This is a genomic window from Pseudomonas oryzihabitans, from assembly GCF_001518815.1.
GTDB classification, from domain to species: Bacteria; Pseudomonadota; Gammaproteobacteria; order Pseudomonadales; family Pseudomonadaceae; genus Chryseomonas; species Chryseomonas oryzihabitans_E.
In genome coordinates this window covers 4303819-4327949 of record NZ_CP013987.1, presented here as the reverse complement: position 1 = coordinate 4327949, position 24131 = coordinate 4303819, and the positions used below count along the sequence as shown (strand labels likewise).

Genomic DNA, 24131 nt, shown 5'->3' with positions numbered 1-24131 from the left:
CCGCGCATCTAGGCGAGAGGCCCTGGCTCGGAAACGGTGGTCAAGGGGGCGGGCGTGGTCGGAACCCCCAGCAGTTGCCCCATGTTGACGGTAGACAGCGCGCCGAGTTCAGCGGACCAATTCACCGCCTCCGGACCGAACAGCACGATGGCGGTGGAGCCCAGTTTGAAGCGACCCAACTCGTCGCCCGTGCGCAGGGTGATGGGCGCACGAGCCGCTTCGTCGTAGGCGAAACGCTTGAGTTCACGCTTGGGCGGGGTGACCAGACCGGCCCAGACCGTCTCGATGCTGGCGACGATCATGGCGCCGACCAGGATGACCGCCATGGGGCCCACGGCGGTGTCGAAGATGCAGACCACCCGCTCGTTGCGGGCGAACAGCTCGGGCACGTTCTCGGCGGTAAGCTGATTGACCGAGAAGATGCGTCCGGGCACATAGATCATCTCCTTCAGGGTACCGGTGAGCGGCATGTGCACCCGGTGGTAGTCCTTGGGCGACAGATAAATGGTGGCGAAATGGCCGCCCATGAAGGGCGCGGCGCGCAGGCCGTCGCCGCCAAGCAGTTCCAGCAGGCTGTAGCTGTGCCCCTTGGCCTGGAAGATGCGGCCATGCTCGATGCGACCGAGCTGGCTGATGGCGCCGTCGCTGGGGCTGACCACCACGCCGGGCTCGGCTGGCAGCGGGCGGGCACCGGGCTTGAGGGCACGGGTGAAGAAGGCGTTGAAGTTCTCGTAGGCGGTCGGGTCTTCCACCTGCGCCTGGCGCATGTCCACGTCGTAGTGACGGACGAACCAGCGGGTCAGCAGGTTCTTGAACCAGGGCGCGCGGCACTCGGCGAAACCGCCGACCACCCGTGACAGCAGGTGGTGCGGCAGCAGGTGCTGGGCCAGGATGAACAGTCGGTCTTGCAGTTTCATGAGAGGTCCTTGGCAGTCATTCGATGGGCGTGTCGGGGTAGTTGCCCCATTCGCCCCAGGAGCCGGCATAGGCTTTGACACGCGGATAGCCCAGGGCCTTGGCCGCGAGATAGGTGAAGCCGGATCGGTGATGGGTCTGGCAGTGGGTAATGACTTCCTTGTCGCGAGTGATGCCCAGGCGCTCCAGTTCGGCGGCCAGGTCCTCACGGATGCGCAACTGGCGCGCAGCGTCCATGCCGGCGGTCCACTCGAAGTTGATCGCCCCGGGGATATGCCCGCCACGGGCGGTCAGCACCTTCTCGCCGCGATACTCGTCGGCGCCGCGGGCGTCCCAGATCGCCAGGTCCTCGGCGCCGAGCCGGCTCTGCAGGTAGGCGCGACTGGCGGTGGGCTCCTCGTGCAGGGTCAGGGGGACCGGGCTGCCGACCGGGGCAGGGATATCGGTGCTCAGTGGCAGGCCGGCAGCGATCCAGCCCTGGCGACCGCCGTTGAGGTAGTGATAGTGACCGTGACCGATGACGTCGAGCAGCCAGATGAAACGTCCGGCCCAGCCACCGCCTTCATCGTCATAGACCACATAGACGGCTTCGGGGCGCTGGCCCAGTTCGCCGAACAGCTGTTCCAGGTCAGCCTGGGCGGGCAGCAGGCCCGGTGCCGGCTTGGTGCCCAGCTGGGTACGGGCGGGCGCGACATGGCGCGCGCCGGGCAGATGCCCCTCGGCATAGTGGGCGGCGCTGCTGAGATCCACCAGGATGAGTTCGGGCGCATCCAGGCGCGCCGCGAGATCGGCCGGCTCGATCACCAGGGGCAGGGCGGAAAAGGGCATCACAGATTTCCCGTCGGTCCGTAGCAAAGGTGAAGTGTACCGAGGTTGACCGGCCAGCGTCAGGTCGGTCGCACCCTGGAACGATTGGCAAAGGTGGCGATGGCGCGCTCGATGCAGGTGAAGGTCTTGTCCAGCGCGGCGGTTCGCCGCGGGTCCGCCGGCTCCAGTTCGCTGTCCAGGATCGCCAGCAGCACCACCCGTTCGCCAAAGCCCAGGCTGCGCAGCCAAAGCCGCTCATTGCTGAACAACCGGCGCAGATCGGCCGGCAGGTGCGCGGCGAACCGCGTGCGATTGCCTGCGTCGATGCGCAGCTGGCCGGGGCTGCCAAACAGCTTGGCCAGCAGGGGATGGCTGGCGATATCCAGTTGCAGGCCGGGGGCGTCGTCCAGGCCGTGATGCAGCTGGACATTGCCCTTCTGGCCATTGCGATCCGGGGTCAGCAGCAGCAGCCGAGGCAGGCCGCAGGCCACCAGGGCCTGGCGGGCGCAATCGAACAGTTGCGGCAGGGTGGCGAAGGCACTGGGGGTGTGCAGCAGTTGTTCGCAGAGGCCACGCCAGCGTTGCGCCTGGCTTTCGCCTGCGACCTGCACCTTGGGCACCGGTCGCAGGCGGCGCTCGCCCGGTGGCCAGAGCAGCCCTTCGGCGGGATGCCAGAGACCAGGCCGGGCATGGCGCCGGGCGTCCTGCACCGCGAGTTCGTGGCTGCGACTCTGCACCCGCGCCAGGGGCAGCTGGAGATAAAGGGCGCTAAAGCGTTGCCAGCGCAGGGTATGGGCGCCGTCCCAGGCGTGGTGGCTCGCCAGGGCCAGGCCATTGGCGAGAAGGATGGTGTTGCCCGGATGGGTCAGCCAGCGGCGTAGATTGGGATCCTCGTCGAGTCGCTGCTGGTGCTGCAGGGGATCCTCGTCATGGGCGATATGCAGTGCCCTCACCAGCTGGCGACGATCCTCGTCCAGCAGGCGGTAGCCTTCCACGATCCAGTCGGGCAACTGCCAGTGACGGGCCAGCGCCTGGCACAGACGTATCGCCGGTACGCCCAGCAGCTCGCGCTCGACCTTCGGCGCCGGTTCGCCTTCGCCCAGCACTCGGCGTTCCCACTCCTCGAAGAGTTCGGGGTAGCGGGTCACCAGCGGCCAGAGCGGCGCCAGGAAGAGCAGGGCGGCCAGGCGGATGTCCGGCCACAGCCGCGCCAGGGGCACGCCGAACAGGCCCATTCCCAGCGTCATGGCGTGCTGGCTCACCAGGCACAGCTGCCGCAGCGGCCGCGGCAGGCGCTCCTCTGACAGGGTGGGCTGGCGAGCGATCAGGTATTCCGCCGGGCCCAGGCCGACGCGGCCGAGCACGGCTTCGAGGCTGGCCGCGGGATCGCCAAGGCTGGCATGACCGCGATTGGCCTCGCGCAGCAGGGCCAGCGCCAGCGGCGGTGACTCGCAGAGGCGTTCGGCGATTTCATGCAGCGCCAGACGGCCATCGGCCAGGCTGCGGCGCAGGCGCTCCGCGGTGGCGGTCGCCACCGGCAGGCGCACGCCTTCCAGATGTTTGACCCAGTCTTCGACGGTGTTTGGGCGGCTGGACATACGACGGTCGCCTCGAAATTTGATGAAAGGCCTTCAGTCCGGGGCGCCGGGTCCGATAAAGGGGGCGTGAGGGTGAATCCCCGGCTCAATTTTCCTTAGCACACAGTATTCCCAACCATGGCAAAAATCATCGGCATCATCGTGATATTCGCGGCTGTCCTCGGCGGCTACATCCTCGCGCATGGCAAGATCGCCGCGATCATCCAGCCGCTCGAGGTCCTGATCATCGGCGGTGCCGCCCTGGGGGCCTTTCTGCAGGCCAACCCTGGCAGCACCTTCATGCAGGTGTTCAAGAAGTCGCTGAAAATGTTCGGCAATCGCTTCACCCACGCCTTCTACATGGACGTGCTCAAGCTGCTCTACGAAATCCTCAACAAGAGCCGGCGCGAGGGCATGATGTCCATCGAGGCGGACGTCGAGGATCCCAAGGCCAGTCCGATCTTCAGCAAGTTTCCGAACATCCTCAAGGACGAGCGGATGACTGCCTACATCGCCGACTACCTGCGGCTGATGTCCTCCGGCAACATGGCGCCCCACGAGCTGGAAGGCCTGTTCGACATGGAGCTGGCGGGCATCAAGGAGGACCTGGAACATCCTTCCCACGCCGTGTCCCGCCTCGCCGACGGCCTGCCCGGCTTCGGTATCGTGGCCGCGGTACTGGGCATCGTGATCACCATGGGCATGCTTGGCGAGGGCGACCAGGCAGCCATCGGTGGTCACGTGGGCGCGGCGCTGGTAGGTACCTTCCTCGGCATTCTCGCGGCCTACGGCTTCTTCGGCCCGCTGGCGACCTGCCTGGAGCACGACGCCAAGGAAGAACTCAACGTGCTAGAGGCCATCAAGGCCTGCCTGGTGGCCGCCGCCAGCGGCATGCCGCCCACCGTCGCCGTGGAATTCGGTCGCAAGGTGCTGTTCCCGGCGCACCGGCCGTCCTTCAGTGAACTCGAGCAGGCGATGCGGGGCAGCTGATGGACAACAACCAGCCGATCATCGTCAAGCGCATCAAGAAGAGTGCCGCCGGTCACCACGGTGGCGCCTGGAAGATCGCCTTTGCCGACTTCGCGACCGCCATGATGGCGTTCTTCCTGGTGCTCTGGCTGATGTCCTCGGCCACTCCCGAGCAGAAGAAGGCCATCGCTGGCTACTTCCAGGACCCGATCGGCTTTACCGAGAGCGCCAGTCCCTATGTCATCGACCTGGGCGGCACGCCGACACCGGCGCCCGATCGCACCCTGAACCCCGAGATCCAGGCGCAACCGGATTCGACCCAGAACAAGGTCAATCCGGACATGCAGGAGCGTGCCGATCCCAACGAGTCCAATCGCGTCGAGCCCGATCCCACCCAGGCGCTCGATCCGTCCGACAAGCGCCAGCCCAACGACGCCGCGCAGCAGCAGAAGGATGCTGCCAACCAGGCGAAGATGGATCCGAGCCAGGCGGAAAAACTCGCCGAGCAGGTCGAGAAGGAGCGCCTGGAGCTGCTGCTGCAGGAGCTGCAGAACAAGATCGAGCAGAATCCGGAGTTGCAGAAGTTCAAGGACCAGATCCTGCTGGAGATCACCCAGGATGGCCTGCGCATCCAGATCGTCGACGCCGACAACCGGCCGATGTTCGACTCCGGCAGTCCGCGGCTGAAGTCCTACTTCGAGGACATCCTGCTGGCCATGGCCGACACCATTCGCCAGGTCCCGAACAAGATCAGCATCAGCGGCCATACCGATGCGGCGCGCTACAACGGCAAGGGCGACTTCAGCAACTGGGAGCTGTCCGCCGGCCGAGCCAACGCAGCGCGGCGGGCACTGATCGCGGGCGGCTATCCGGAAGACCAGGTGGCGCGGATCGTCGGCTATGCCTCTTCGGCACCCTTCGATCGCGAGCATCCGCTCAATCCGGTCAACCGCCGCATCGACATCATCGTGCTGACCAAGAAGGCACAACAGGCCATCGAAGGACGGGCCGGGGGCAATCAGGCACCCAAGCCCGCGGCCGGCTCAGCGCCAGCCGCCAGTCGGAGCGGAGTCTCCAGTGGCGGCGTTTCCGCCACCGGCAACCTGGCCCAACCTATCAATAACGCGGCTTTCAAGCAGCAGGTCAACGCCTTCGATGCCGGCGTCATCCAAGGCAAGCCCTGAGCGGCGGCCCCGATCGATAGGAAAATTCGCTGCTAGCGTTCGGTTTTTTCGTCCGTTGCGGCGCGGATGGGTCGTTATGCTGCAGGGGTTTCATGCTGGATCGGGCACCTTGCGCCCTGGCGCGCGGTCTCTCGATCTCCGATCCCCCTGCAGGAGCCTCATGATGAGCAATGCCTTTATCGACACCATCAAGCGCCGCCGTAGCCAATACGCGCTGGGCAAGAACCTGCCGCTGGCCCAGGATCAGGTCACCGCGCTGATCCAGGAAGCGGTCAAGCTGTCGCCGTCCGCCTTCAACTCGCAGAGCGCGCGGGCGGTGATCCTGTTCGGCGCCGAGAGCGACAAGTTCTGGGGCTTCGTCATGCAGGCGCTGCGGCAGATCGTGCCGGCCGACGCCTTCGCCGCTACCGAAGGCAAGATCAACAGCTTCTCGGCCGGCGCCGGCACCGTGCTGTTCTACGAGGATCGGCATGTCGTTGCCGGCCTGCAGGACAAGTATCCCGCCTATGCCGACAACTTCCCCATCTGGTCGGAGCAGGCCAGCGGCATCGCCCAGTTCTCGGTGTGGACCGCCCTGGCCAATGCCGGCATCGGTGCCAGCCTGCAGCACTACAATCCGCTGCCCGACGCCCTGACCGCTGCCGAGTGGCAATTGCCCGACACCTGGCACCTGCGCGCCCAGATGCCCTTCGGCTCCATCGAAGGCGACTTCCCCGAGAAGGGCTTCATGGACGATGCCGAGCGTTTCCGCGTCTTTGGCTGATAGTCGTCGATCGATAAAAAACGCCGGGCTTGCCCGGCGTTTTCGTCAGTAGCGCGATTCGCCTTCGAGGCTAGCCAGGATATGCCGGTAACTGGCCATTCGCTGCGGATGGATATCACCGCGTTCCAGGGCGGCGAGCAGGGCGCAGCCGGGTTCGCGCTCGTGCTTGCAGTCGCGAAAGCGGCAGTGGCCCAGGTAGTCGCCGAATTCCTTGAAGCCAGCCTCGACGTCGTCGCGGCTGACGTGGCTGAGGCCGAATTCGCGGATGCCGGGCGAATCGATCAGGTCGCCGCCATTGGGGAAGTGGAAGAGCCGGGCGGTGGTGGTGGTGTGGGTACCCTTGTTGGTCAGCTCGGACAGCGGCCCGACGCGCGTATCGACGCCCGGCAGCAGGGCGTTCACCAGCGACGACTTGCCCACGCCGGATTGGCCGACGAAGACACTGACGTGCTCATCCAGGGCGCTCTTGAGCTGGTCCATGCTCAGGCCGTTGTGGGCCGACACCTCCAGCAGCGGATAGTCCAGCTCGCGGTAGATGCCCAGCAGGTCGTCCAACGCCGCGCCGTTGTGCTCGTCGATCAGGTCGGCCTTGTTGAGCAGCAGCAGCGGCTGGATGCCGGCATGCTCGGCGGCCACCAGGTAGCGGTCGATGAGATTGGCGTGGGGCGTGGGCAGCGGGGCGAAGACGATCACCAGGCGGTCGACGTTGGCCGCCACCGGCTTGAGCTGACCGCGCATGTCCGGCCGGCAGATCTCCGAACGGCGCGGCAACTGGGCGACGATGACGCCATTGCCCTGGATGCCGGCGCGAAACACCACCTGGTCGCCCGTGACGAGAGTCGGCAGGTTGGCGCGCAGGTGGCAGCGCTGCAGCCGACCTTCGCCATCTTCGACCTCCACCTGAACGCCGAAGTGGGCGATCACCTGGCCCTGTTGTTCCGGGCCCAGATCGCCGCCTTCCAGTTCGTCGACCAGCTTGGATTCGCGCTTTTCCGCGCGAGCAGCGCGTTCAGTCTGGATTTTTTCGATCCGCCAGCTCTGGCGACGGGTCAGGTGGCGTTTGGCCATGGGAAGTCCGCAGGTTTCAGGGTCGAGGAGTCTAGCATTGGCCGCCTCTCGCGGATTACCTAAACTTGGCACACCTCGTCGCTCTGGAGCCCCCATGCTGGCCCATCTCGCCTCGCGCTATCCCCTGTTGCTGGCCGTGCTGGTGCAACTGGCCGCCTTGGTGCTGGCGGTCGTCGGTATCCGACTGTGGGCCGGCTTCACCGGCCAGCGGCCGTCGCTGCTGCTGCTGGTGTGCCTGCAGGCGGTGCTGGCGGCGCTGCTGGGCGAGCGCCTGGGCCTGGCGCGCTGGTGGGTCTTCATCAATCTGCTGTTCGCTCCGGCGCTCTACCTGGTCAGTGGTCGCGGCCTGTCGGCGGGTATCGCCGCGCTCGGCTTCCTGCTGCTGCTGTTGCTGAACTGGAACAGCCTGCGCGAGCGGGTGCCGCTCTATCTCACCGGACGCCAGACCCGCGAGCGGCTGGCCGAACTGCTCGCCGAGCGCGAGCCGACCTTTCGCTTCGTCGACCTCGGCTGCGGCCTGGGCGACACCCTGGTCGACCTGTCACGGCGCTTTCCGCAGGCCACCTTCGTTGGCGTGGAGACGGCGCCGCTTAGCTTCGCCCTGGCCTGGCTGCGCTGCCTGCCGCGGCGCAACTGTCAGGTGCGCTATCGCGATCTCTGGCGGGTGGAGCTGGGCGAGTTCGACGTCGTCTATTGCTTTCTCTCCCCGGCGCCCATGCCACGCCTGGGCGACAAGGCTCGCACGGAGCAGCGGGCCGGCAGCTGGCTAATCAGCAACACCTTCGAGATTCCCGGCCAGCCAGCGGACAGGGTGCTGGAAGTAGGCGACCTGCGTGGCAGCCGGCTGCTGCTCTGGCGCCGGTAGGTGCGCGGCAGGCGCACTGCTACACTGGTGCCATCATCAAGGAGTTCACCATGACCACCCCCAATCCGCAGCACCTGATCTGGATCGACCTGGAAATGACCGGCCTGGATCCGGATCGGGACGTGATCATCGAGATGGCCACCATCGTCACCGACAGCGATCTCAATGTGCTGGCCGAGGGGCCGGTGCTGGCCATCCATCAGTCGGACGAGATTCTGGCCGGCATGGACGAGTGGAACACCCGTCAGCACGGTGGTTCGGGGCTGACCCAGCGGGTGCGCGAGAGCACCGTCGATACCGCCCAGGCCGAGGCCCTGACCCTGGAATTCCTGCAGCAGTGGGTGCCCAAGGGCAAATCGCCGATCTGCGGCAACAGCATCTGCCAGGATCGTCGCTTTCTCTATCGCCGCATGCCGGAGCTGGAAGCCTACTTCCACTACCGCAACCTGGACGTCTCCACCCTCAAGGAGCTGGCCGCGCGCTGGGCGCCCCATGTGCGTGACGGCGTGAAGAAGAGCGGCAGTCACCTGGCGCTGGACGACATCCGCGATTCCATCGCCGAGCTGCGTCACTACCGCGAGCACTTCATCAAGGTCTGATGGCCGCGCAGCCGTGCTGCTGTCCATCCTCTATCTGATCGCCATCACCGCCGAGGCCATGACCGGCGCCCTGTCCGCCGGTCGCCGCGGCATGGACCTGTTCGGCGTGGCGCTGATCGCCAGCGTCACCGCCCTGGGCGGCGGCTCGGTGCGCGATGTCCTGCTGGGGCACTATCCGCTCGGCTGGGTGAAGCACCCGGAGTACCTGGCGCTCACCGTCGGTGCGGGCCTGGCCACCGTGGCCATCGCCCGGGTCATGCGCTATCTGCGCCGGCTGTTCCTGGTACTCGACGCCCTGGGCCTGGTGGCCTTTACCGTGATCGGCTGTCAGGTGGCCCTGGAGATGGGCCTGAGTCCGGCCATCGTCATCGTCAGCGGTACCCTCACCGGCACCTGCGGCGGCATCCTGCGCGACATCCTCTGCAACGACGTGCCCCTGATCCTCAGGCGCGAGCTCTATGCCAGCGTGGCGGTGCTGTCCGCCGGTTGCTATCTGCTTTGCCGTCAATGGCTGAGTGAGGAGCAGGCGCTGCTCATCACCCTCGGCGCCGGACTGCTGCTGCGCCTCTTGGCGCTGAGATTCAACTGGCAGATGCCTACCTTCAGCTATCCGGACGATCCCCACGGCTAGGGCAGTGACAGATTGCGCGCCACTTCGCTAAAACCCTTGTCCTAGAGACTTTTGTGCGGCATTTTCAGGCGCCCAGTTACCGATAGGGAGATCGGTCATGTCTGGAAAACCTGCTGCGCGCCTGGGCGACGCCGTCGCCTGCCCCAAATGTGGGGCCACCGCCCTGGTTCAGGGCTCCTCCGATGTCTCTTTCGATGGCCTGCCTGCCGCGACCCTCGGCCACGCCTGTGGCTGTGGCGCGGCGCTGAGCGCTGCGGTCATCTCCAACGTACTCATCAACGGCCAACCGGCGGCGGTGCTCGGCAGCCTTACCAGCCATGGCGGCGTGGTGATTGGCGGCTCGGGCAGCGTCATCATCGGCCTGGATGCGGGTGGTGCGGCCAAGGGTGCCTGCGCGAGCCGTGCAGGCACTACCGGCCTGGCACCGGGGCAGGGCAAGCCTTCGGCGCTGCGCGACCGGGAGCGACAGGGTATCGAGGGGCCTGCCAAACACCCGGAAGGCGCACCCGTCGCCAGGGACGAAGTCGCCGAACAGGCGGAACGTCCGCTAGAACAGCGCATCACCCTGCGCATCGGCGTCTTCTTCGACGGCACCGGCAACAACCTCTTCAACGCCGCCACCGGTGCCGCCTGCCGGGCGGAAGAGCAGGGCTTTCGCCAGGATCAAGCGGAGAGCATCGCCCGGTACTGCAAGAAGTTCATGCTCGACCCCGATAGCAGTTACGCCAATGCTGATACGAATATCGTGCGATTGTATCGGCTCTACCAAGACGATACCCAGCGCGCCGTTGAGCAAGATGAAAGGTCAGCGGCTATTCCGGTCTATATCGAAGGTATCGGCACTCGAGCCAGACAACCTGATAGCGCTTTCTCCATGGGGACGGGCATGGGTGCCAGTGGTGTGCTGGGGTGCGTTCAGAATTTTCCCGCAGCCTTCGCCAAACAGTACGTGCTGTTCCAGCGCAACAACCCCGATATTATTATCGAAGCGATCAAGTTCGATCTCTTTGGGTTCAGCCGAGGCTCTGCAGCCGCGCGACACTTCGCCAACGAGGTGCTCAAGCCCGGTGGCGGTATTGCTGCGACAGGTTTGGCCAAGTGCTTTTCGTGGCAGAGCGCCATGGTCAAACTCAACTTTATCGGCCTGTTCGATACCGTGACGGCGGTAGCGGACCTCAGGCGTGGCGACTTTACCCCGACCAATATCGCCAACCCCGGCGTCAACCTCTATCTGCCGGCAGGGTGCGCAGCCAAGGTGGTGCACCTAGTTGCTCGTGACGAGCACCGGCGTAACTTCGCCCTTACCAGTGTTGCGCCCCAGCATCAAGAAATTGCCTTGCCGGGTGCTCATGCCGACTTAGGTGGGGGCTATGCGCTCGAGATGACCGAACGCCTACTCTTGACCCGGCCGCGCGCCTCTCGCGAGCGCTATGGTACCGACAGTCATGCGGCCTGGAGTTATCGCCAGGCCCAAATCGAGCTAGCGCAGTTTCAACGAGAGCCTTGGTATGAACCGGGCGCCACTACATTAGAAATTGATACCTGGCGCAATAACTTGCCACGAACCCGCGGCAATCTGCCAGAAACCGAAGTTATCGCCGCGATCCGCCTGGAACGCCGAGTTCGCGGCGAGCTGTCGTTGATTTACTTACGCATCATGCATCGACTCGCTATTGATCATGATGTAGCTCTTTCTCCGATTCCCATGACCGCAGCCTTAGCGATTCCTGATGAATTACAAGGTATCGCGGCTAAGTTGCAGGCCTACGCGCAGGGTGCTCCATTACATATCGACCAGGCCGAGGCCCGCCTGCTGTTCGGTCGTTATGTGCATCTTTCCGCTCACTGGAACGCGCTATTGGGTAAAGATCGTAGTGATCTGGCCATCTTCTTCGTCAATGCCCCTACGGCGACTGGTCGCCGCAACGTCTATCCCAACCGTCCCCAAGCAGGCTATCCCGAATGAGCCGTTGGCTGCTGTACCTCATCCTGGCGTTTGGTTTGGCTAGCTGCCAATCCAATGCCACGCCCAAATCCAAGTTGCCCTATGACGCCTGGTACCTGGGCTTTTTGGCACCCAACTACATGCAGATCTGGCTGGAGCAGGCCAATGTCAGCGACATCAACGGCCGCTTTTTCCCCAATGCCATGGGCGGTGTGGTGGCTATGGGGCAACCTGCGAGTCTATCGGCAACTGCCAAGGGCTGGCCTAGGAGGATCGGTTCGGGTAAAGGCCGCTACATGACTGGATTAGATTTGCCCTATATGGTTGCTGTGCGCTGGCAATCCCTAGTCGAGCCCCAGACCTATCAGGCGATATTTGCGATTCCTCCCTGGGCGCGGGAGAAGATGGTCGAACGTATTTCAGGCCAGTGCCCGAGTGGCTACCAATTCGATTATCGTGAGTCCCTCACCATCGGGCTAGCACCGGGTGGTGTCGTCAAGGTATGGATCATGGGCCCTTGCCTGGATCCCATTGAGGTCTTGACTCTGCAGGCCGAGGTCGAGCCTAAGGGGCCTGATCAGGGCCGCATGAACGGCCAATACGCCCTGCCGCTGACCGAGGTCACCAAGGCTTATATCGACAAGTACGGCGTCCCCTACGGCAGTTGGTGGGCGCCGATCCCTTACACCACGGTTGGGCCATGAAAAGTTGGGCAATGAGTCGCTGGCTGCTGTCTATCGTCCTGCTACTGGGCCTGGCAGGTTGTCAGTCTGACGCCGCGAACAAGCTGCCCTATGATGCCTGGTACCTGGGCTTTCTAGCGCCCAACTACATGGAAGTCTGGTTGGAGCAAGTCAATATTGGTGATAACAGCGGGCGCATCTTTCCCAATGCCATGGGGGGAGTAGTGTCTTATGGCAAACCTGAAAATCTGGCGATTCGCGCAGAGGGTTGGCCAGAAAGAATCGGCTCAGGCAAAGGCCGGACTCTGACCGGCCTGGATCTGCCCTATGTCGTATCCCTACGCTGGCAATCCATGGTCGAACCTCAAACCTATCACGCGCTTTTCACCATCCCTGATTGGGCCAGGGAAAAAATGGTCGAGCGTCTACCAGCCGAGTGTCCGGTCAGTGGTCGCACCTCGGATTATCGTAAGGACCTTACCATCGGCTTGGCGCCCGGCGGGGTGGTCAAGGTCTGGATTATGGGTCCCTGCCTCGATCCCATCGAAGTCATGACCCTCCAGGCCGAAATCGAGCCCAAAGGTCCCTACGGAGGCAAATCCAACGGCAAGTACCGACCGCTGTCGCCGGTGGTCAAAAGCTATGTCGACACGTACGGCGTGCCCTATGGCAGCTGGTGGGCGCCGATTCCCTACACCACGGTAGGGCCATGAAAAGTTGGGCGATGAGTCGCTGGTTGTTGGCTATTGGCCTGCTACTGAGCCTAGCGGGTTGTCAGTCTAACGCCGCGAACAAGCTGCCCTATGACGCCTGGTACCTGGGCTTTCTGGCGCCCAACTACATGGAGGTCTGGCTAGAGCAGGCAAATGTTGGAGACAACAGTGGGCGTATCTTTCCCAATGCCATGGGGGGATTAGTCGCCATGGGCGAGCCAGCCAGCCTATCGGCTACCGCCAGAGGCTGGCCTAAAAGGATCGGCTCCGGTGCCGGCCGTAACCTAACCGGCTTAGATCTACCTTACGTCGTCTCCTTACGCTGGCAATCCATGGTCGAGCCTCAAATCTATCACGCGCTGTTCACCATCCCTGATTGGGCCAGGGAAAAAATGGTCGAGCGTCTACCAGCCGAGTGTCCGGTCAGTGGTCGCACCTCGGATTATCCTAAGGACCTTACTATCGGCCTGGCGCCCGGCGGGGTGGTCAAGGTCTGGATCATGGGTCCCTGCCTCGATCCCATCGAAGTCCTGACCCTCCAAGCCGAGATCGAACCCAAGGGGCCCTATGGCGGCAAATCCAACGGCAAGTATCGGCCGCTGTCGCCGGTGGTCAAAAGCTATGTCGATAAGTACGGCGTGCCCTATGGCAGTTGGTGGGCGCCGATTCCCTACGCCACGGTAGGGCCATGAAAAGTTGGGCGATGAGTCGCTGGTTGTTGGCTATTGGCTTGCTACTGAGCCTGGCGGGTTGTCAGTCTGACGCCGCGAACAAGCTGCCCTATGACGCCTGGTACCTGGGCTTTCTGGCGCCCAACTATATGGAAGTTTGGCTGGAGCAAGCCAACATTGGCGACAACAGTGGGCGTATCTTTCCCAATGCCATGGGGGGAGTGGTCGCCATGGGGCAACCGGCTAGCCTATCGGCTACCGCCAAAGGCTGGCCCAGGCGAATCGGCTCAGGCAAAGGCCGGACTCTGACCGGCCTTGATCTGCCCTACGTCGTCTCCCTACGCTGGCAATCCATGGTCGAGCCCCAGACCTATCACGCGCTTTTCACCATCCCCGATTGGGCCAGGGAAAAGATGGTCGAGCCTATCCCGGGCCAGTGTCCGAGCGGCTACCACTTCGACTATCGCGAAGCCCTCACCATCGGCCTGGCGCCCGGCGGGGTGGTCAAGGTCTGGATCATGGGTCCCTGCCTCGATCCCATCGAAGTCCTGACCCTCCAAGCCGAGATCGAACCCAAGGGGCCCTATGGCGGCAAATCCAACGGCAAGTATCGGCCGCTGTCGCCGGTGGTCAAAAGCTATGTCGACAAGTACGGCGTGCCCTACGGCAGCTGGTGGGCACCGATCCCTTACACCACGGTAGGGCCATGAAAAGTTGGGCGATGATTCGCCGGCTGCTGTCAATCGCCCTGCTCATAAGTCTGGCAGGTTGCCAGTCTGGCGCCGCGAACAAGCTGCCCTATGACGCATGGTACTTGGGCTTTTTGGCACCCAACTACATGCAGGTCTGGCTAGAGCAAGCCAATATCAGTGACATCGACGGCCGCTTTTTTCCCAATGCCATGGGCGGGGTGGTTGCCATGGGACAGCCAGCAAGTCTGTCGGCTACCGCCAAAGGGTGGCCTAAAAGAATCGGATCGGGCAAAGGCCGCTACATGACCGGTTTGGATCTGCCTTACATGGTCGCTGTGCGCTGGCAATCCTTGGTTGAGCCCCTGACCTATCAGACGGTATTCGCCATTCCCGCCTGGGCGCGGAAAAAAATGCTCGAACGCTTGCCAGCCGAGTGTCCGGTCAGTGGTCGCACCTCGGATTATCGTAAGGACCTTACCATCGGCTTGGCGCCCGGCGGGGTGGTCAAGGTCTGGATCATGGGGCCGTGCCTGGATCCCATCGAAGTCCTGACCCTCCAAGCCGAGATCGAGCCCAAGGGGCCCTATGGCGGCAAATCCAACGGCAAGTACCGGCCGCTGTCGCCGGTGGTCAAAAGCTATGTCGACAAGTACGGCGTCCCCTACGGCAGCTGGTGGGCACCGATCCCCTACACCACGGTAGGGCCCTGAACGTCTAGCCTGCCGCTCAGGCCTCGCCGTGCCGCTGCAGCGCCCATTCCACGTGCTCACGCACCAGGGGAGAGGGATGCTCGCGCTGCAGCTTCAGGGCTTCCAGCACCGGGATGCTGGTCGGCGCATTGCCCAGGCCCACGGCCAGGTTACGCAGCCAGCGCTCGTAGCCGGCGCGGCGTAGCGGCGAGCCTTCGGTGCGACTGAGGAATTCGGCTTCGGTCCAGCGAAAGAGCTCGGCCAGGCTGGCGCTGTCCAGGCTGTGGCGTGGCTTGAAGTCGCCTTCGGCGGTGGGCTTGGCGAAGCGATTCCAGGGGCAGACCAGCTGGCAGTCGTCGCAGCCAAACACCCGATTGCCGATCAGTGGCCGCAGCTCCAGCGGGATGGAGCCCTTGAACTCGATCGTCAGGTAGGAGATGCAGCGCCGGGCGTCGAGCTGATAGGGGCCGACGAAGGCCTGGGTCGGGCAGATATCCAGGCAGGCGTGGCAGGTGCCGCAGTGGTCGCGCGGGGTGGGCTCGTCGACCGGCAGGGGCACGTCGACGAAGAGTTCGCCCAGAAAGAACCAGCTGCCGGCCTTGCGATTGAGCACCAGGGTGTTCTTGCCGATCCAGCCCAGTCCGGCCTGTTCGGCGATGGCTTTTTCCAGCACCGGCGCGCTGTCGACGAAGGCGCGATAGCCGAAGGGACCGATCTCCCCCTGGATACGCTCGGCCAGCTGCTGCAGGCGCTTGCGGATCAGCTTGTGGTAATCGCGGCCCAGGGCGTAGCGCGAGATATAGGCCGCAGTGCCGTCGGCCAGGCGTTCGCTCATGCGGGTGTCGCCGGGAAGGTAGTCCATGCGCAGGGACACGACCCTCAGGGTCCCCGGGACCAGCTCGGCCGGTCGCGAACGTTTGCTGCCGTGCGCGGCCATATAGTCCATCTCGCCGTGGAAACCGGCGGCCAGCCAGCGCTCCAGATATTCCTCGTGACGTGCCAGATCCAGCCCGGCGATGCCGGTCTGCTGAAAGCCCAGTTCCCGACCCCATGCTTTGATGAGGTCGGCCAGGGCGGCGAGATCGAGGGCGACAGCGGACATCGAAGGGAATGCGCAGGCAGGAGGGCCGCCTATTTTGCCAGACTCCGGAGGCTTTCCCAGCATGCACGACGAACTGCCGTTCCAGCTCTACAGCGCCAAGCAGGTGCGGGATCTCGATGCCCAACTGATCGCCGGCGGGCTGCCCGGTCTCGAATTGATGCGCCGCGCGGCTGCCGCGGCCTGGCGCTCACTGCGCCATGGCTGGCCTCACGCCGGCGCGCTCTGCGTACTGGCGGGCGGCGGCAACAACGCCGGTGACGGCTATCTGGTCGCCAGCCTGGCGCGCAAGGCCGGGTGGCAGGCACGCGTCTGGTACCTGGCCGAGCCAGCCGGACTCAAGGGCGACGCCGCCCTGGCCCATGCCGAAGCCCTGGCTGCCGGGGTGGACATCCAGCCCTGGCGCGCGGACGCACCGCTGGACGGCGTGGTGGTCGATGCCCTGCTGGGGACCGGCCTCAAGGACGCGGCGCGCGAGCCCTATGCCAGCGCCATTGACCGGGTCAACGCCAGCGAATTGCCGGTGGTGGCCATCGACCTTCCCTCCGGGCTGGATGCCGACACCGGTGCCGCGGCGGGTGCCCTGGTGCGCGCCGACCTGACCATCACCTTCATCGGTCTCAAGCTCGGACTGTTCACCGGCAAGGGGCCGGATCACGTCGGCAGCCTGGTGTTCGAGCCCTTGATCGAAGAACCGCAGAATCCCGCCCACGCTACCGCACAGCGTCTGGCGCCCGGTAACCTGCCGCGGCTGGCGGCGCGACCGCTCAATGCGCACAAGGGGCAATACGGCCATCTGCTGGTGATTGGCGGCGATGAAGGCACCGGGGGTGCGGCCATCATGACCAGCGAGGCGGCGCTACGCTGCGGCGCGGGCATGCTCAGCCTGGCGACCCGGCCGTCCAACGTCACCGCGGTTCTGGCGCGGCGCCCAGAAGTCATGGTCGCCGGGGTGCATTCCAGTTTCGCTGTGCTGGAGCTAGCCAAGAAGGCCGATGTGCTTGCCGTCGGCCCGGGCCTGGGGCAGGGCGCCTGGGGCAAGGCGCTGGCCAGTGCGGCCGCGACGCTGGACGTCGCCCAGGTCTGGGACGCCGATGCCCTCAATCTGCTGGCCGCCGGGGTGGTCGAGTCACCGCGCGGCTCTTGGGTGATGACACCCCATCCGGGCGAGGCGGCGCGGCTGCTGGATGTCTTGATCAAGGACATCGAAGCCGATCGTCCCGGCAGCGCCCGCGAACTGGCTCGTCGCTACGGCGGCGTGGCACTGCTCAAGGGCTTCGGCACCCTGATCGCCCATCCGGATGGGCGCATGGCGCTGTGCGGCGAAGGCCATCCGGCGATGGCTACCGGTGGCCTGGGGGACATTCTCACCGGTATCATCGCCGCCCTGCTGGGGCAGGGGCTGCCCCCCTTCGAGGCCGCCTGCCTGGGCGCCTGGCTGCACGGTCGTGCCGGTGCCGAGCTGGGTCGCCAGGGCCGCGGTCTCGCTGCCAGCGATCTGCCCCCGGTCGCCCGCCAGTTGCTTGAGGAACTCCAGCCATGCCTGAACTGACCCTGCACGCCGCCGACGAAGACGCCATGTATGCCCTGGGTGCCCGCCTGGCCCAGGCCAGCGGCGGTCGTGGTGTGCTCTATCTGCACGGCGACCTGGGCGCCGGCAAGACCACGTTGTCGCGCGGCATCCTGCGTGGCCTCGGCCATGCCGGAGCAGTCAAGAGCCCCACCTTCACCCTGGTCGAGCCCTATGAGCTGACCAGCGGCGCGGTCTATCACTTCGATCTGTATCGCCTGGCCGATCCGGAAGAGCTGGAGTTCATGGGGATTCGCGACTACTTCACACCCGAGGCCTTGTGCCTAGTGGAATGGCCCGAGCGCGGCCAGGGCGTTTTGCCAAAGCCGGACCTGGACATTACCATTACGCCACGCGCCGACGGTCGTGATCTGCGCCTGGTTAGCCAGGGGGCTCACGGTGAGGCCTGGTGCGCCGCCCTCGCGCCCTAGGCTTGTCTGAAAAGGCCTGCGCTCGGTCAGGCGGTGTTGAAAATCAGTTCGGAATGCTCATTTACTCTTCGTAAACTTCGCTTCCTCACTGATTTTTTTCTTGGCTGACCTTCGCTCGGCGACTTTTCAAACACGCCTTAGGCGCCGATCCTCGTTCTCCAGCTATACGGTCGCAGGCATGCGCAAGCGTTTTTTCAGGTCGGGACTCGGCCTGTTGTTGTTGATCCTCAGTAGTCAGCTGCTGGCCGCCACCCAGATCAAAGGCATGCGCGTCTGGCGCGCGCCTGACAATACCCGTCTGGTGTTCGACCTGACCGGTCCGGTCAAGGCCAGTGTCTTCACCCTCAGTGCCCCGGACCGCATCGTCATCGACCTGTCCGGCGCGCAGCTCGACGGTGGCTTGAACGAAAAGCCCCTGCGCAACACCCCGGTCACCGGGCTGCGGGCGGCCCAGCGCTCCCCGGGCGAGGTGCGCCTGGTGCTGGACACCAAGGGCGCCCTGACGCCCAAGAGCTTTACCCTGGCGCCCAACAAGGAATACGGCAATCGCCTGGTGGTCGATCTGTACGACCAGGGCACCGACCCTGCCACCAGCGATATTCCCGCCACCGTTACGCCCAACCTGCCGGCCACCCCGGTCACCCCCGCCCAGCCGGCGACGCGCCTGCCGGCCAGTCCCAGTGGCAAGCGCGACGTGGTGGTGGTCATTGATCCCGGCCACGGCGGCGAAGACCCGGGCGCCATAGGTCGCGGCCGGCTCTACGAGAAGAACGTGGTGCTGGCCATTGCCAAGCAGCTGCAGGCCAATCTCAACCGGCAGAAGGGGTTCCGTGCCGAGCTGACCCGCACCAGCGACTACTTCATTCCGCTGCGGCAGCGGCAGGTCATCGCCCGCAAGAAGGGCGCCGATCTGTTCATTTCCATCCATGCCGACTCGGCGCCCAGCGCCAGCGCCGAGGGTGTCACCGTCTTCGCCCTGTCCCAGCGTGGAGCCACTTCCGAGGCCGCGCGCTGGCTGGCCGATGCGGAAAACCGCTCCGACCAGGTCGGTGGGGTGTCCGATGCCCTGGACAACAAGGATCCCATGCTCGCCGGGGTGCTCATGGACCTGTCCATGACCGCCACCGTGGCCTCCAGCCTGGAGGTCGGCCAGACTATCCTCGGTCAGGTCGGGCGCGCCACCAAGCTCCTGCATTCGCGGGTGGAGCAGGCCGGCTTCATGGTGCTGAAGTCGCCGGATATCCCCTCGATTCTGGTGGAGACCGGCTTCATCACCAATGCCAATGAGTCGGCAAAGCTGGCCAGTCCCGCGCATCAGGGCCTGCTCGCCCGGCAGATCCAGGCCGGTATCGTGCAGTACTTCCAGCACCGCCCGCCGCCAGGTACCTACCTGGCCTGGCAGCGCGAGCAGCGGGGCGGCAAGGTCGGCATCGTGCGCGGCATCGACCAGCATCGCGTACAGCCCGGCGAGAGCCTGAGCCTGATCGCACGCCGCTATGACGTCGATCTGAGTACCCTGCGCGCCGCCAATCGGCTCAAGGGCGACCGCATCCGCTCCGGCCAGGTCCTGACCATCCCCACCCACGAACTGGCGGCCAGCAATGACTGAACCCCGGCGCATCCAGCTGCTCAGCCCGCGGCTGTCCAACCAGATCGCTGCCGGCGAGGTGGTCGAACGGCCTGCCTCGGTGGCCAAGGAGTTGCTGGAGAACAGCCTGGACGCGGGTGCTCGGCGTATCGACGTCGAGGTGGAGCAGGGCGGGGTCAAGCTGCTGCGTATCCGCGACGACGGCCATGGCATCCCGGCGGACGACCTGCCGCTGGCCCTGGCGCGCCACGCCACCAGCAAGATCTACCACCTGGACGAACTGGAAAGTGTCACCAGCCTGGGCTTTCGCGGCGAAGCCCTGGCCTCGGTCAGCTCGGTCTCGCGCCTCACCCTGACCTCGCGCTACCGGGGCGAGGACCAGGCCTGGCAGGTGGAGACCGAAGGCCGCGAGATGCAGCCGCGGGTACAGCCCGCCGCCCATCCCCAAGGCACCTCGGTGGAGGTGCGCGACCTCTTCTTCAACACTCCAGCGCGACGCAAATTCCTGCGCGCCGAGAAGACCGAATTCGATCACCTGCAGGAAGTGGTGCGGCGCCTGGCGCTGGCCCGCTTCGACGTGGGTTTTCACCTGAGGCACAACGGCAAGAGCGTGCTGGCGCTGCATCCGGCCGGCGATCCGCAGAGCCAGGGCCGCCGGGTCGGCGCGGTCTGCAGCCCAGCCTTTCTCGAACAGGCCCTGCCGCTGGAGCACGAGCGCAACGGCCTGCGCCTCTGGGGCTGGGTCGGTCTGCCGACCTTCTCCCGCAGTCAGGCGGATTTGCAGTACTTCTACGTCAATGGCCGCATGGTGCGCGACAAGCTGGTCGCCCATGCGGTGCGCCAGGCCTATCGCGATGTTCTCTACAACGGTCGTCACCCGGCCTTCGTGCTGTTCCTCGAAGTGGATCCGGCGACGGTGGACGTCAATGTCCATCCCACCAAGCACGAGGTGCGCTTCCGCGACAGCCGCCAGGTGCACGACTTCCTCTACGGCACCCTGCACCGCGCCCTGGGCGACATCCGCCCGGACGACCAGCTCGCCGTGGTGGCGCCCACGGCGCCGGCGCCCCTGAGTGGTCCGGCCGCCGGTGAATTCGGTCCCCAGGGCGAGATGCGCCTGGCCGCCGCCGTCTTGCACGACAGTCCTGCGCCGCCTGCCCAGCCTTTCGCCAATGGTAGCGGATCGGGTGGCGCTGCGCATTACGCGCCTACCCCGCAGCCCTATGCGGGCGCGCCGGTGGCCGAGGTGCAGAGCGCCTACAAGGCCTTTTTCGCGCCGCTGCCACAGGGTGCCGAGGCTGCGTCCCTGCCGGCAGAGCAGGGCGACGTCCCCCCGCTGGGCTATGCCCTGGCCCAGCTCAAGGGCATCTACATCCTGGCCGAGAACGCCCAGGGCCTGATCCTGGTGGACATGCACGCCGCCCACGAACGCATCACCTACGAGCGCCTCAAGGTGGCCATGGCCAGCGAAGGCCTGCGCGGCCAGCCGCTGCTGGTGCCGGAATCTTTGGCGGTCAGCGAGCGTGAGGCCGACTGCGCCGAAGAACACGGCCAGTGGTTCGAGCGCCTCGGCTTCGAACTGCAGCGCCTGGGCCCCGAAACCCTGGCCATCCGCCAGATCCCCGCGCTGCTCAAGCAGGCTCAGGCCGCGCGGCTGGTGCAGGATGTACTCGCCGATCTGCTCGACTATGGCACTAGTGATCGTATCCAGGCGCACCTCAACGAATTGCTCGGCACCATGGCCTGCCACGGCTCGGTGCGCGCCAACCGCCGGCTGACCCTGCCGGAGATGAATGCCTTGCTGCGTGACATGGAAACCACCGAGCGCAGCGGCCAGTGCAACCACGGCCGTCCCACCTGGGCCCAGCTCAGCCTGGACGATCTGGACAAACTCTTCCTGCGCGGCCGTTGACCGCTCCGCCGCGTGCTATGCGGCGCCCTTCGAGACTCCCTCATGACCGCCCCCCTGCCGCCCGCCATCTTTCTCATGGGGCCGACCGCCTCCGGCAAGACCGACCTCGCCATCGAGCTGGCACGGCTGCTGCCCGTCGAGCTGATCAGTGTCGATTCGGCGCTCATCTATCGCGGCATGGACATAGGCACCGCCAAGCCCAGCGCCGAGCTGCTGGCCGCCCACCCGCACCGGCTGGTGGACATCCGCGATCCGGCCGAGAGCTATTCCGCCGCCGAATTTCGCACCGATGCCCTGGCCGCCATGGCCGAAATCGCCGCCGCCGGCCGCATCCCTCTGCTGGTAGGTGGCACCATGCTCTACTTCAAGGCCCTGCTCGAAGGCCTGGCCGACATGCCCAGCGCCGATGCAGCGGTGCGCGCCGAGATCGAAGCCCAGGCGGCTGCGGCAGGCTGGGGTGAGATCCATCGGCAATTGGCCGAGGTCGATCCGGTGTCGGCGGCACGCATTCATCCCAATGACCCCCAGCGTCTCTTGCGCGCGCTGGAGGTGTTCCGGGTCAGCGGCCGCTCAATGACCGAGCATCGCGCGCTGCAATTGCGCGCCAATGCCGATTCGAACGGGGCGCCCCAGACGCAATTACCCTATACTGTTGCCCAATTGATCCTGGCGCCTGCGCGGCGTGAGGTGCTCCATGCGCGTATCGCCGAGCGCTTCCGCCTGATGCTGGAACAGGGCCTCATCGACGAAGTCTCAGCCTTGCGGGAACGTCCCGATCTGCATCTTGGTCTGCCCTCCATGCGATCCGTGGGCTATCGTCAGGTGTGGGAGTTCCTCGAAGGGGAATGCTCGCGGGAGGAGATGGTGGCGCGTGGCGTAGCGGCGACGCGGCAGTTGGCGAAGCGGCAGTTGACCTGGTTACGTGGCTGGCCCGCCGCGAACACCTTCGACAGCCTGGCTTGTGACAATCTGCCACGGATCTTGAAATGCCTGGCCGGCGCCACCATATCGCCCCGCAGCTGAATCGTTTTTGTCCGCGTGTCCATGGTGGGCAGCGGAAACTGGCATGTCGCCAGATCGGTATTTTCATTTCTTTAGGAGAGCGACACGATGTCAAAAGGGCATTCGCTACAAGACCCTTACCTGAACACCCTGCGTAAAGAGCGCGTTCCGGTTTCCATCTATCTCGTCAACGGTATCAAGCTGCAGGGTCAGATCGAGTCCTTCGACCAGTTCGTGATTCTGCTCAAGAACACCGTGAGCCAGATGGTCTACAAACATGCGATTTCCACCGTGGTGCCGAGCCGCCCGGTCCGTCTGCCCAGCTCCGAGACGAGCGAGTCGGATAGCGAATAAATAACAAGAGGAGCGCCCTGTTGTTCTTCGAGCGTCACGAAGGTGGTGAGCGGGCCATTCTGGTCCATTTGGAAGGCCTGCATCCCGAGGCGCGCGAAGATCCTCAGGAGTTTCTCGAACTCGCGCGATCGGCGGGTGCGGAGACCGTGTCTTTCGTCACGGTGAATCGCAGCCAGCCGACCGCGCGTTTTCTTATCGGCACCGGCAAGGTCGAGGAACTGCACGATCAGGTGCACGCCCATGCCGCCGATCTGGTCATCTTCAACCATGACCTCACGCCCAGTCAGGAACGTAATCTCGAAAAAGCCTTCGAGTGCCGCGTCCTGGACCGCACCGGCCTCATTCTCGATATCTTCGCCCAGCGCGCCCGGACCCACGAGGGCAAGCTGCAGGTGGAGCTCGCCCAACTCGAGCACATGAGCACGCGGCTGGTACGCGGCTGGACCCACCTCGAACGCCAGAAAGGCGGTATCGGTCTGCGCGGTCCGGGTGAAACCCAGCTGGAGACCGACCGCCGTCTCCTGCGGATCCGCATCCGCCAGATCCGCCAGCGCCTGGACAAGGTGCGCAGCCAGCGCGAGCAGGCCCGTCGCGGGCGCCGCCGTGCCGAGATCCCCTCGGTGTCCCTGGTCGGCTACACCAACGCCGGCAAGTCCACCCTGTTCAACAGCCTGACCGAATCCGGTGTCTACGCCGCCAACCTGCTGTTCGCCACCCTGGATCCCACCCTGCGCCGTCTGGAGCTGCCGGATCTGGGGCCGATCGTGCTGGCCGATACCGTGGGGTTCATCCGCCATCTGCCACACAAGCTGGTGGAAGCCTTTCGTGCGACGCTGGAGGAATCCAGCAACTCCGATCTCCTGCTGCACGTGATCGATGCCCACGAGGACGATCGCCAGCTGCAGATCGAGCAGGTCGAGGCGGTGCTGCACGAGATCGGGGCCGATGAGCTGCCGATGCTGGAGATCTACAACAAGCTCGACCTGCTCGACGGGGTCGAGCCGCATATCCAGCGCGACGACGAAACCGGACGCCCAATCCGGGTCTGGGTGTCGGCGCGCGAAGGTCGGGGTCTGGAGCTGGTCGGTCAGGCCGTCGCCGAATTGCTTGGCGAGGATCTCTTCGTCGGCGTGCTGCGCCTGCCCCAGCGGCATGCCCGGCTGCGTGCCCAGCTGTTCGACCTGGGTGTGGTCAGGCAGGACGATCATGATGACGAAGGCAACATCCTGTTGTCTGTACGAGTACCCCGCGCCGAACTCAATCGACTGCTCAGCCGGGCCGGTGAAGAACCGGAAGTCTTTATCCAGCAACATGTTTTGCAATAAACCCCCGCTCGGCGCTTTTGTTCGGGCAGGGGCCATCCGGTAGCATTGGTCGGCGCGCCATTTCGGCGCGCTTTCGCGT

The 24131-nt window shown here is 65.0% G+C and carries 24 protein-coding genes; 19 read left to right on the top strand and 5 right to left on the bottom strand.

The genetic code is table 11. The features are described from left to right. Positions 1-8: 8 nt before the first annotated feature. Genes asd through APT59_RS19680 form a run of 3 tightly spaced genes read right to left on the bottom strand, consistent with a single transcriptional unit; the run spans position 9 to position 3320 of the window. A complete protein-coding gene (gene asd, locus APT59_RS19690; RefSeq protein WP_059316410.1) occupies positions 9-917 on the bottom strand; it encodes an archaetidylserine decarboxylase in 909 nt (302 codons plus the stop codon). A 16-nt stretch (positions 918-933) separates the two neighbouring features. Then, a complete protein-coding gene (locus APT59_RS19685; protein ID WP_167348570.1) occupies positions 934-1746 on the bottom strand; it encodes a rhodanese-like domain-containing protein in 813 nt (270 codons plus the stop codon). Positions 1747-1802: 56 nt separating this feature from the next. Then, positions 1803-3320 (bottom strand): HDOD domain-containing protein, encoded by a 1518-nt coding sequence (locus APT59_RS19680; protein WP_059316408.1) that lies wholly within the window; start codon positions 3318-3320, stop codon positions 1803-1805. Between the two features lie 117 nt (positions 3321-3437). On the opposite strand from APT59_RS19680, the gene motA reads away from it, so the two are divergent. The 3 genes from motA to APT59_RS19665 all read left to right on the top strand — a co-directional run bounded on the left by motA (position 3438) and on the right by APT59_RS19665 (position 6215). Next, positions 3438-4289, top strand: a complete 852-nt coding sequence (gene motA / locus APT59_RS19675) for a flagellar motor stator protein MotA (RefSeq protein ID WP_059316407.1) — start codon at positions 3438-3440, stop codon at positions 4287-4289. Further along, the gene (locus APT59_RS19670; RefSeq protein ID WP_059316406.1) at positions 4289-5452 is read left to right on the top strand and encodes a flagellar motor protein MotB; all 1164 of its coding nucleotides are present in this window, start codon (positions 4289-4291) and stop codon (positions 5450-5452) included. The genes motA and APT59_RS19670 overlap by 1 nt, the downstream gene beginning before the upstream one ends. 163 nt (positions 5453-5615) lie before the next feature. Then, positions 5616-6215, top strand: coding sequence for a nitroreductase family protein (locus APT59_RS19665; protein ID WP_059316405.1), 600 nt, complete (start codon positions 5616-5618; stop codon positions 6213-6215). A gap of 45 nt (positions 6216-6260) precedes the next feature. Here APT59_RS19665 and rsgA read toward each other — a convergent pair whose 3' ends face one another. Next, the gene (rsgA, locus tag APT59_RS19660) at positions 6261-7283 is read right to left on the bottom strand and encodes a small ribosomal subunit biogenesis GTPase RsgA (protein ID WP_059316404.1); all 1023 of its coding nucleotides are present in this window, start codon (positions 7281-7283) and stop codon (positions 6261-6263) included. A 94-nt stretch (positions 7284-7377) separates the two neighbouring features. Here rsgA and APT59_RS19655 point away from each other — a divergent pair, with 94 nt between their 5' ends. The 9 genes from APT59_RS19655 to APT59_RS19615 all read left to right on the top strand — a co-directional run bounded on the left by APT59_RS19655 (position 7378) and on the right by APT59_RS19615 (position 14792). Further along, positions 7378-8148 carry a class I SAM-dependent methyltransferase gene (locus APT59_RS19655; protein WP_059316403.1) on the top strand — a complete coding sequence of 257 codons (771 nt, stop codon included), beginning with the start codon at positions 7378-7380 and terminating at the stop codon, positions 8146-8148. A gap of 50 nt (positions 8149-8198) precedes the next feature. Beyond that, entirely contained in the window at positions 8199-8747 is a 549-nt protein-coding gene (orn, locus tag APT59_RS19650; RefSeq protein WP_059316402.1) for an oligoribonuclease, read from the top strand. A 16-nt stretch (positions 8748-8763) separates the two neighbouring features. After that, positions 8764-9378 (top strand): trimeric intracellular cation channel family protein, encoded by a 615-nt coding sequence (locus APT59_RS19645; RefSeq protein ID WP_059316956.1) that lies wholly within the window; start codon positions 8764-8766, stop codon positions 9376-9378. 97 nt (positions 9379-9475) lie between these two features. Further along, positions 9476-11344, top strand: a complete 1869-nt coding sequence (locus APT59_RS19640; protein WP_059316401.1) for a PAAR domain-containing protein — start codon at positions 9476-9478, stop codon at positions 11342-11344. Next, a complete protein-coding gene (locus tag APT59_RS19635; protein ID WP_059316400.1) occupies positions 11341-12027 on the top strand; it encodes a DUF2931 family protein in 687 nt (228 codons plus the stop codon). The genes APT59_RS19640 and APT59_RS19635 overlap by 4 nt, the downstream gene beginning before the upstream one ends. Positions 12028-12038: 11 nt before the next feature. Continuing rightward, positions 12039-12719 carry a DUF2931 family protein gene (locus APT59_RS19630; protein WP_059316399.1) on the top strand — a complete coding sequence of 227 codons (681 nt, stop codon included), beginning with the start codon at positions 12039-12041 and terminating at the stop codon, positions 12717-12719. Next, positions 12716-13411 (top strand): DUF2931 family protein, encoded by a 696-nt coding sequence (locus tag APT59_RS19625; RefSeq protein ID WP_335343159.1) that lies wholly within the window; start codon positions 12716-12718, stop codon positions 13409-13411. Before APT59_RS19630 ends, APT59_RS19625 begins: the two co-directional genes overlap by 4 nt. Further along, complete coding sequence (locus APT59_RS19620) at positions 13408-14100, top strand: DUF2931 family protein (protein ID WP_237140544.1); 693 nt, start codon at positions 13408-13410, stop codon at positions 14098-14100. The genes APT59_RS19625 and APT59_RS19620 overlap by 4 nt, the downstream gene beginning before the upstream one ends. Beyond that, complete coding sequence (locus APT59_RS19615) at positions 14097-14792, top strand: DUF2931 family protein (protein WP_237140543.1); 696 nt, start codon at positions 14097-14099, stop codon at positions 14790-14792. Before APT59_RS19620 ends, APT59_RS19615 begins: the two co-directional genes overlap by 4 nt. 16 nt (positions 14793-14808) lie before the next feature. Here the strand turns inward: APT59_RS19615 and queG are convergent, their stop codons facing one another. Further along, complete coding sequence (gene queG, locus APT59_RS19610) at positions 14809-15873, bottom strand: tRNA epoxyqueuosine(34) reductase QueG (RefSeq protein ID WP_059316397.1); 1065 nt, start codon at positions 15871-15873, stop codon at positions 14809-14811. A gap of 61 nt (positions 15874-15934) precedes the next feature. Here queG and APT59_RS19605 point away from each other — a divergent pair, with 61 nt between their 5' ends. From APT59_RS19605 to hflX, 7 genes are all read left to right on the top strand, one after another. Further along, a complete protein-coding gene (locus APT59_RS19605) occupies positions 15935-17422 on the top strand; it encodes a bifunctional ADP-dependent NAD(P)H-hydrate dehydratase/NAD(P)H-hydrate epimerase (protein ID WP_059316396.1) in 1488 nt (495 codons plus the stop codon). Beyond that, complete coding sequence (tsaE, locus tag APT59_RS19600; RefSeq protein WP_059316395.1) at positions 17410-17871, top strand: tRNA (adenosine(37)-N6)-threonylcarbamoyltransferase complex ATPase subunit type 1 TsaE; 462 nt, start codon at positions 17410-17412, stop codon at positions 17869-17871. Before APT59_RS19605 ends, tsaE begins: the two co-directional genes overlap by 13 nt. A gap of 178 nt (positions 17872-18049) precedes the next feature. After that, positions 18050-19480, top strand: a complete 1431-nt coding sequence (locus tag APT59_RS19595; RefSeq protein ID WP_059316394.1) for an N-acetylmuramoyl-L-alanine amidase — start codon at positions 18050-18052, stop codon at positions 19478-19480. After that, a complete protein-coding gene (gene mutL / locus APT59_RS19590) occupies positions 19473-21371 on the top strand; it encodes a DNA mismatch repair endonuclease MutL (RefSeq protein ID WP_059316393.1) in 1899 nt (632 codons plus the stop codon). Before APT59_RS19595 ends, mutL begins: the two co-directional genes overlap by 8 nt. A gap of 42 nt (positions 21372-21413) precedes the next feature. Beyond that, positions 21414-22394, top strand: a complete 981-nt coding sequence (gene miaA / locus APT59_RS19585) for a tRNA (adenosine(37)-N6)-dimethylallyltransferase MiaA (RefSeq protein WP_059316392.1) — start codon at positions 21414-21416, stop codon at positions 22392-22394. Between the two features lie 87 nt (positions 22395-22481). Next, positions 22482-22727, top strand: coding sequence for an RNA chaperone Hfq (hfq, locus tag APT59_RS19580; RefSeq protein WP_007161156.1), 246 nt, complete (start codon positions 22482-22484; stop codon positions 22725-22727). Between the two features lie 20 nt (positions 22728-22747). Next, complete coding sequence (gene hflX, locus APT59_RS19575; RefSeq protein WP_059316391.1) at positions 22748-24052, top strand: ribosome rescue GTPase HflX; 1305 nt, start codon at positions 22748-22750, stop codon at positions 24050-24052. Positions 24053-24131 lie beyond the last annotated feature (79 nt).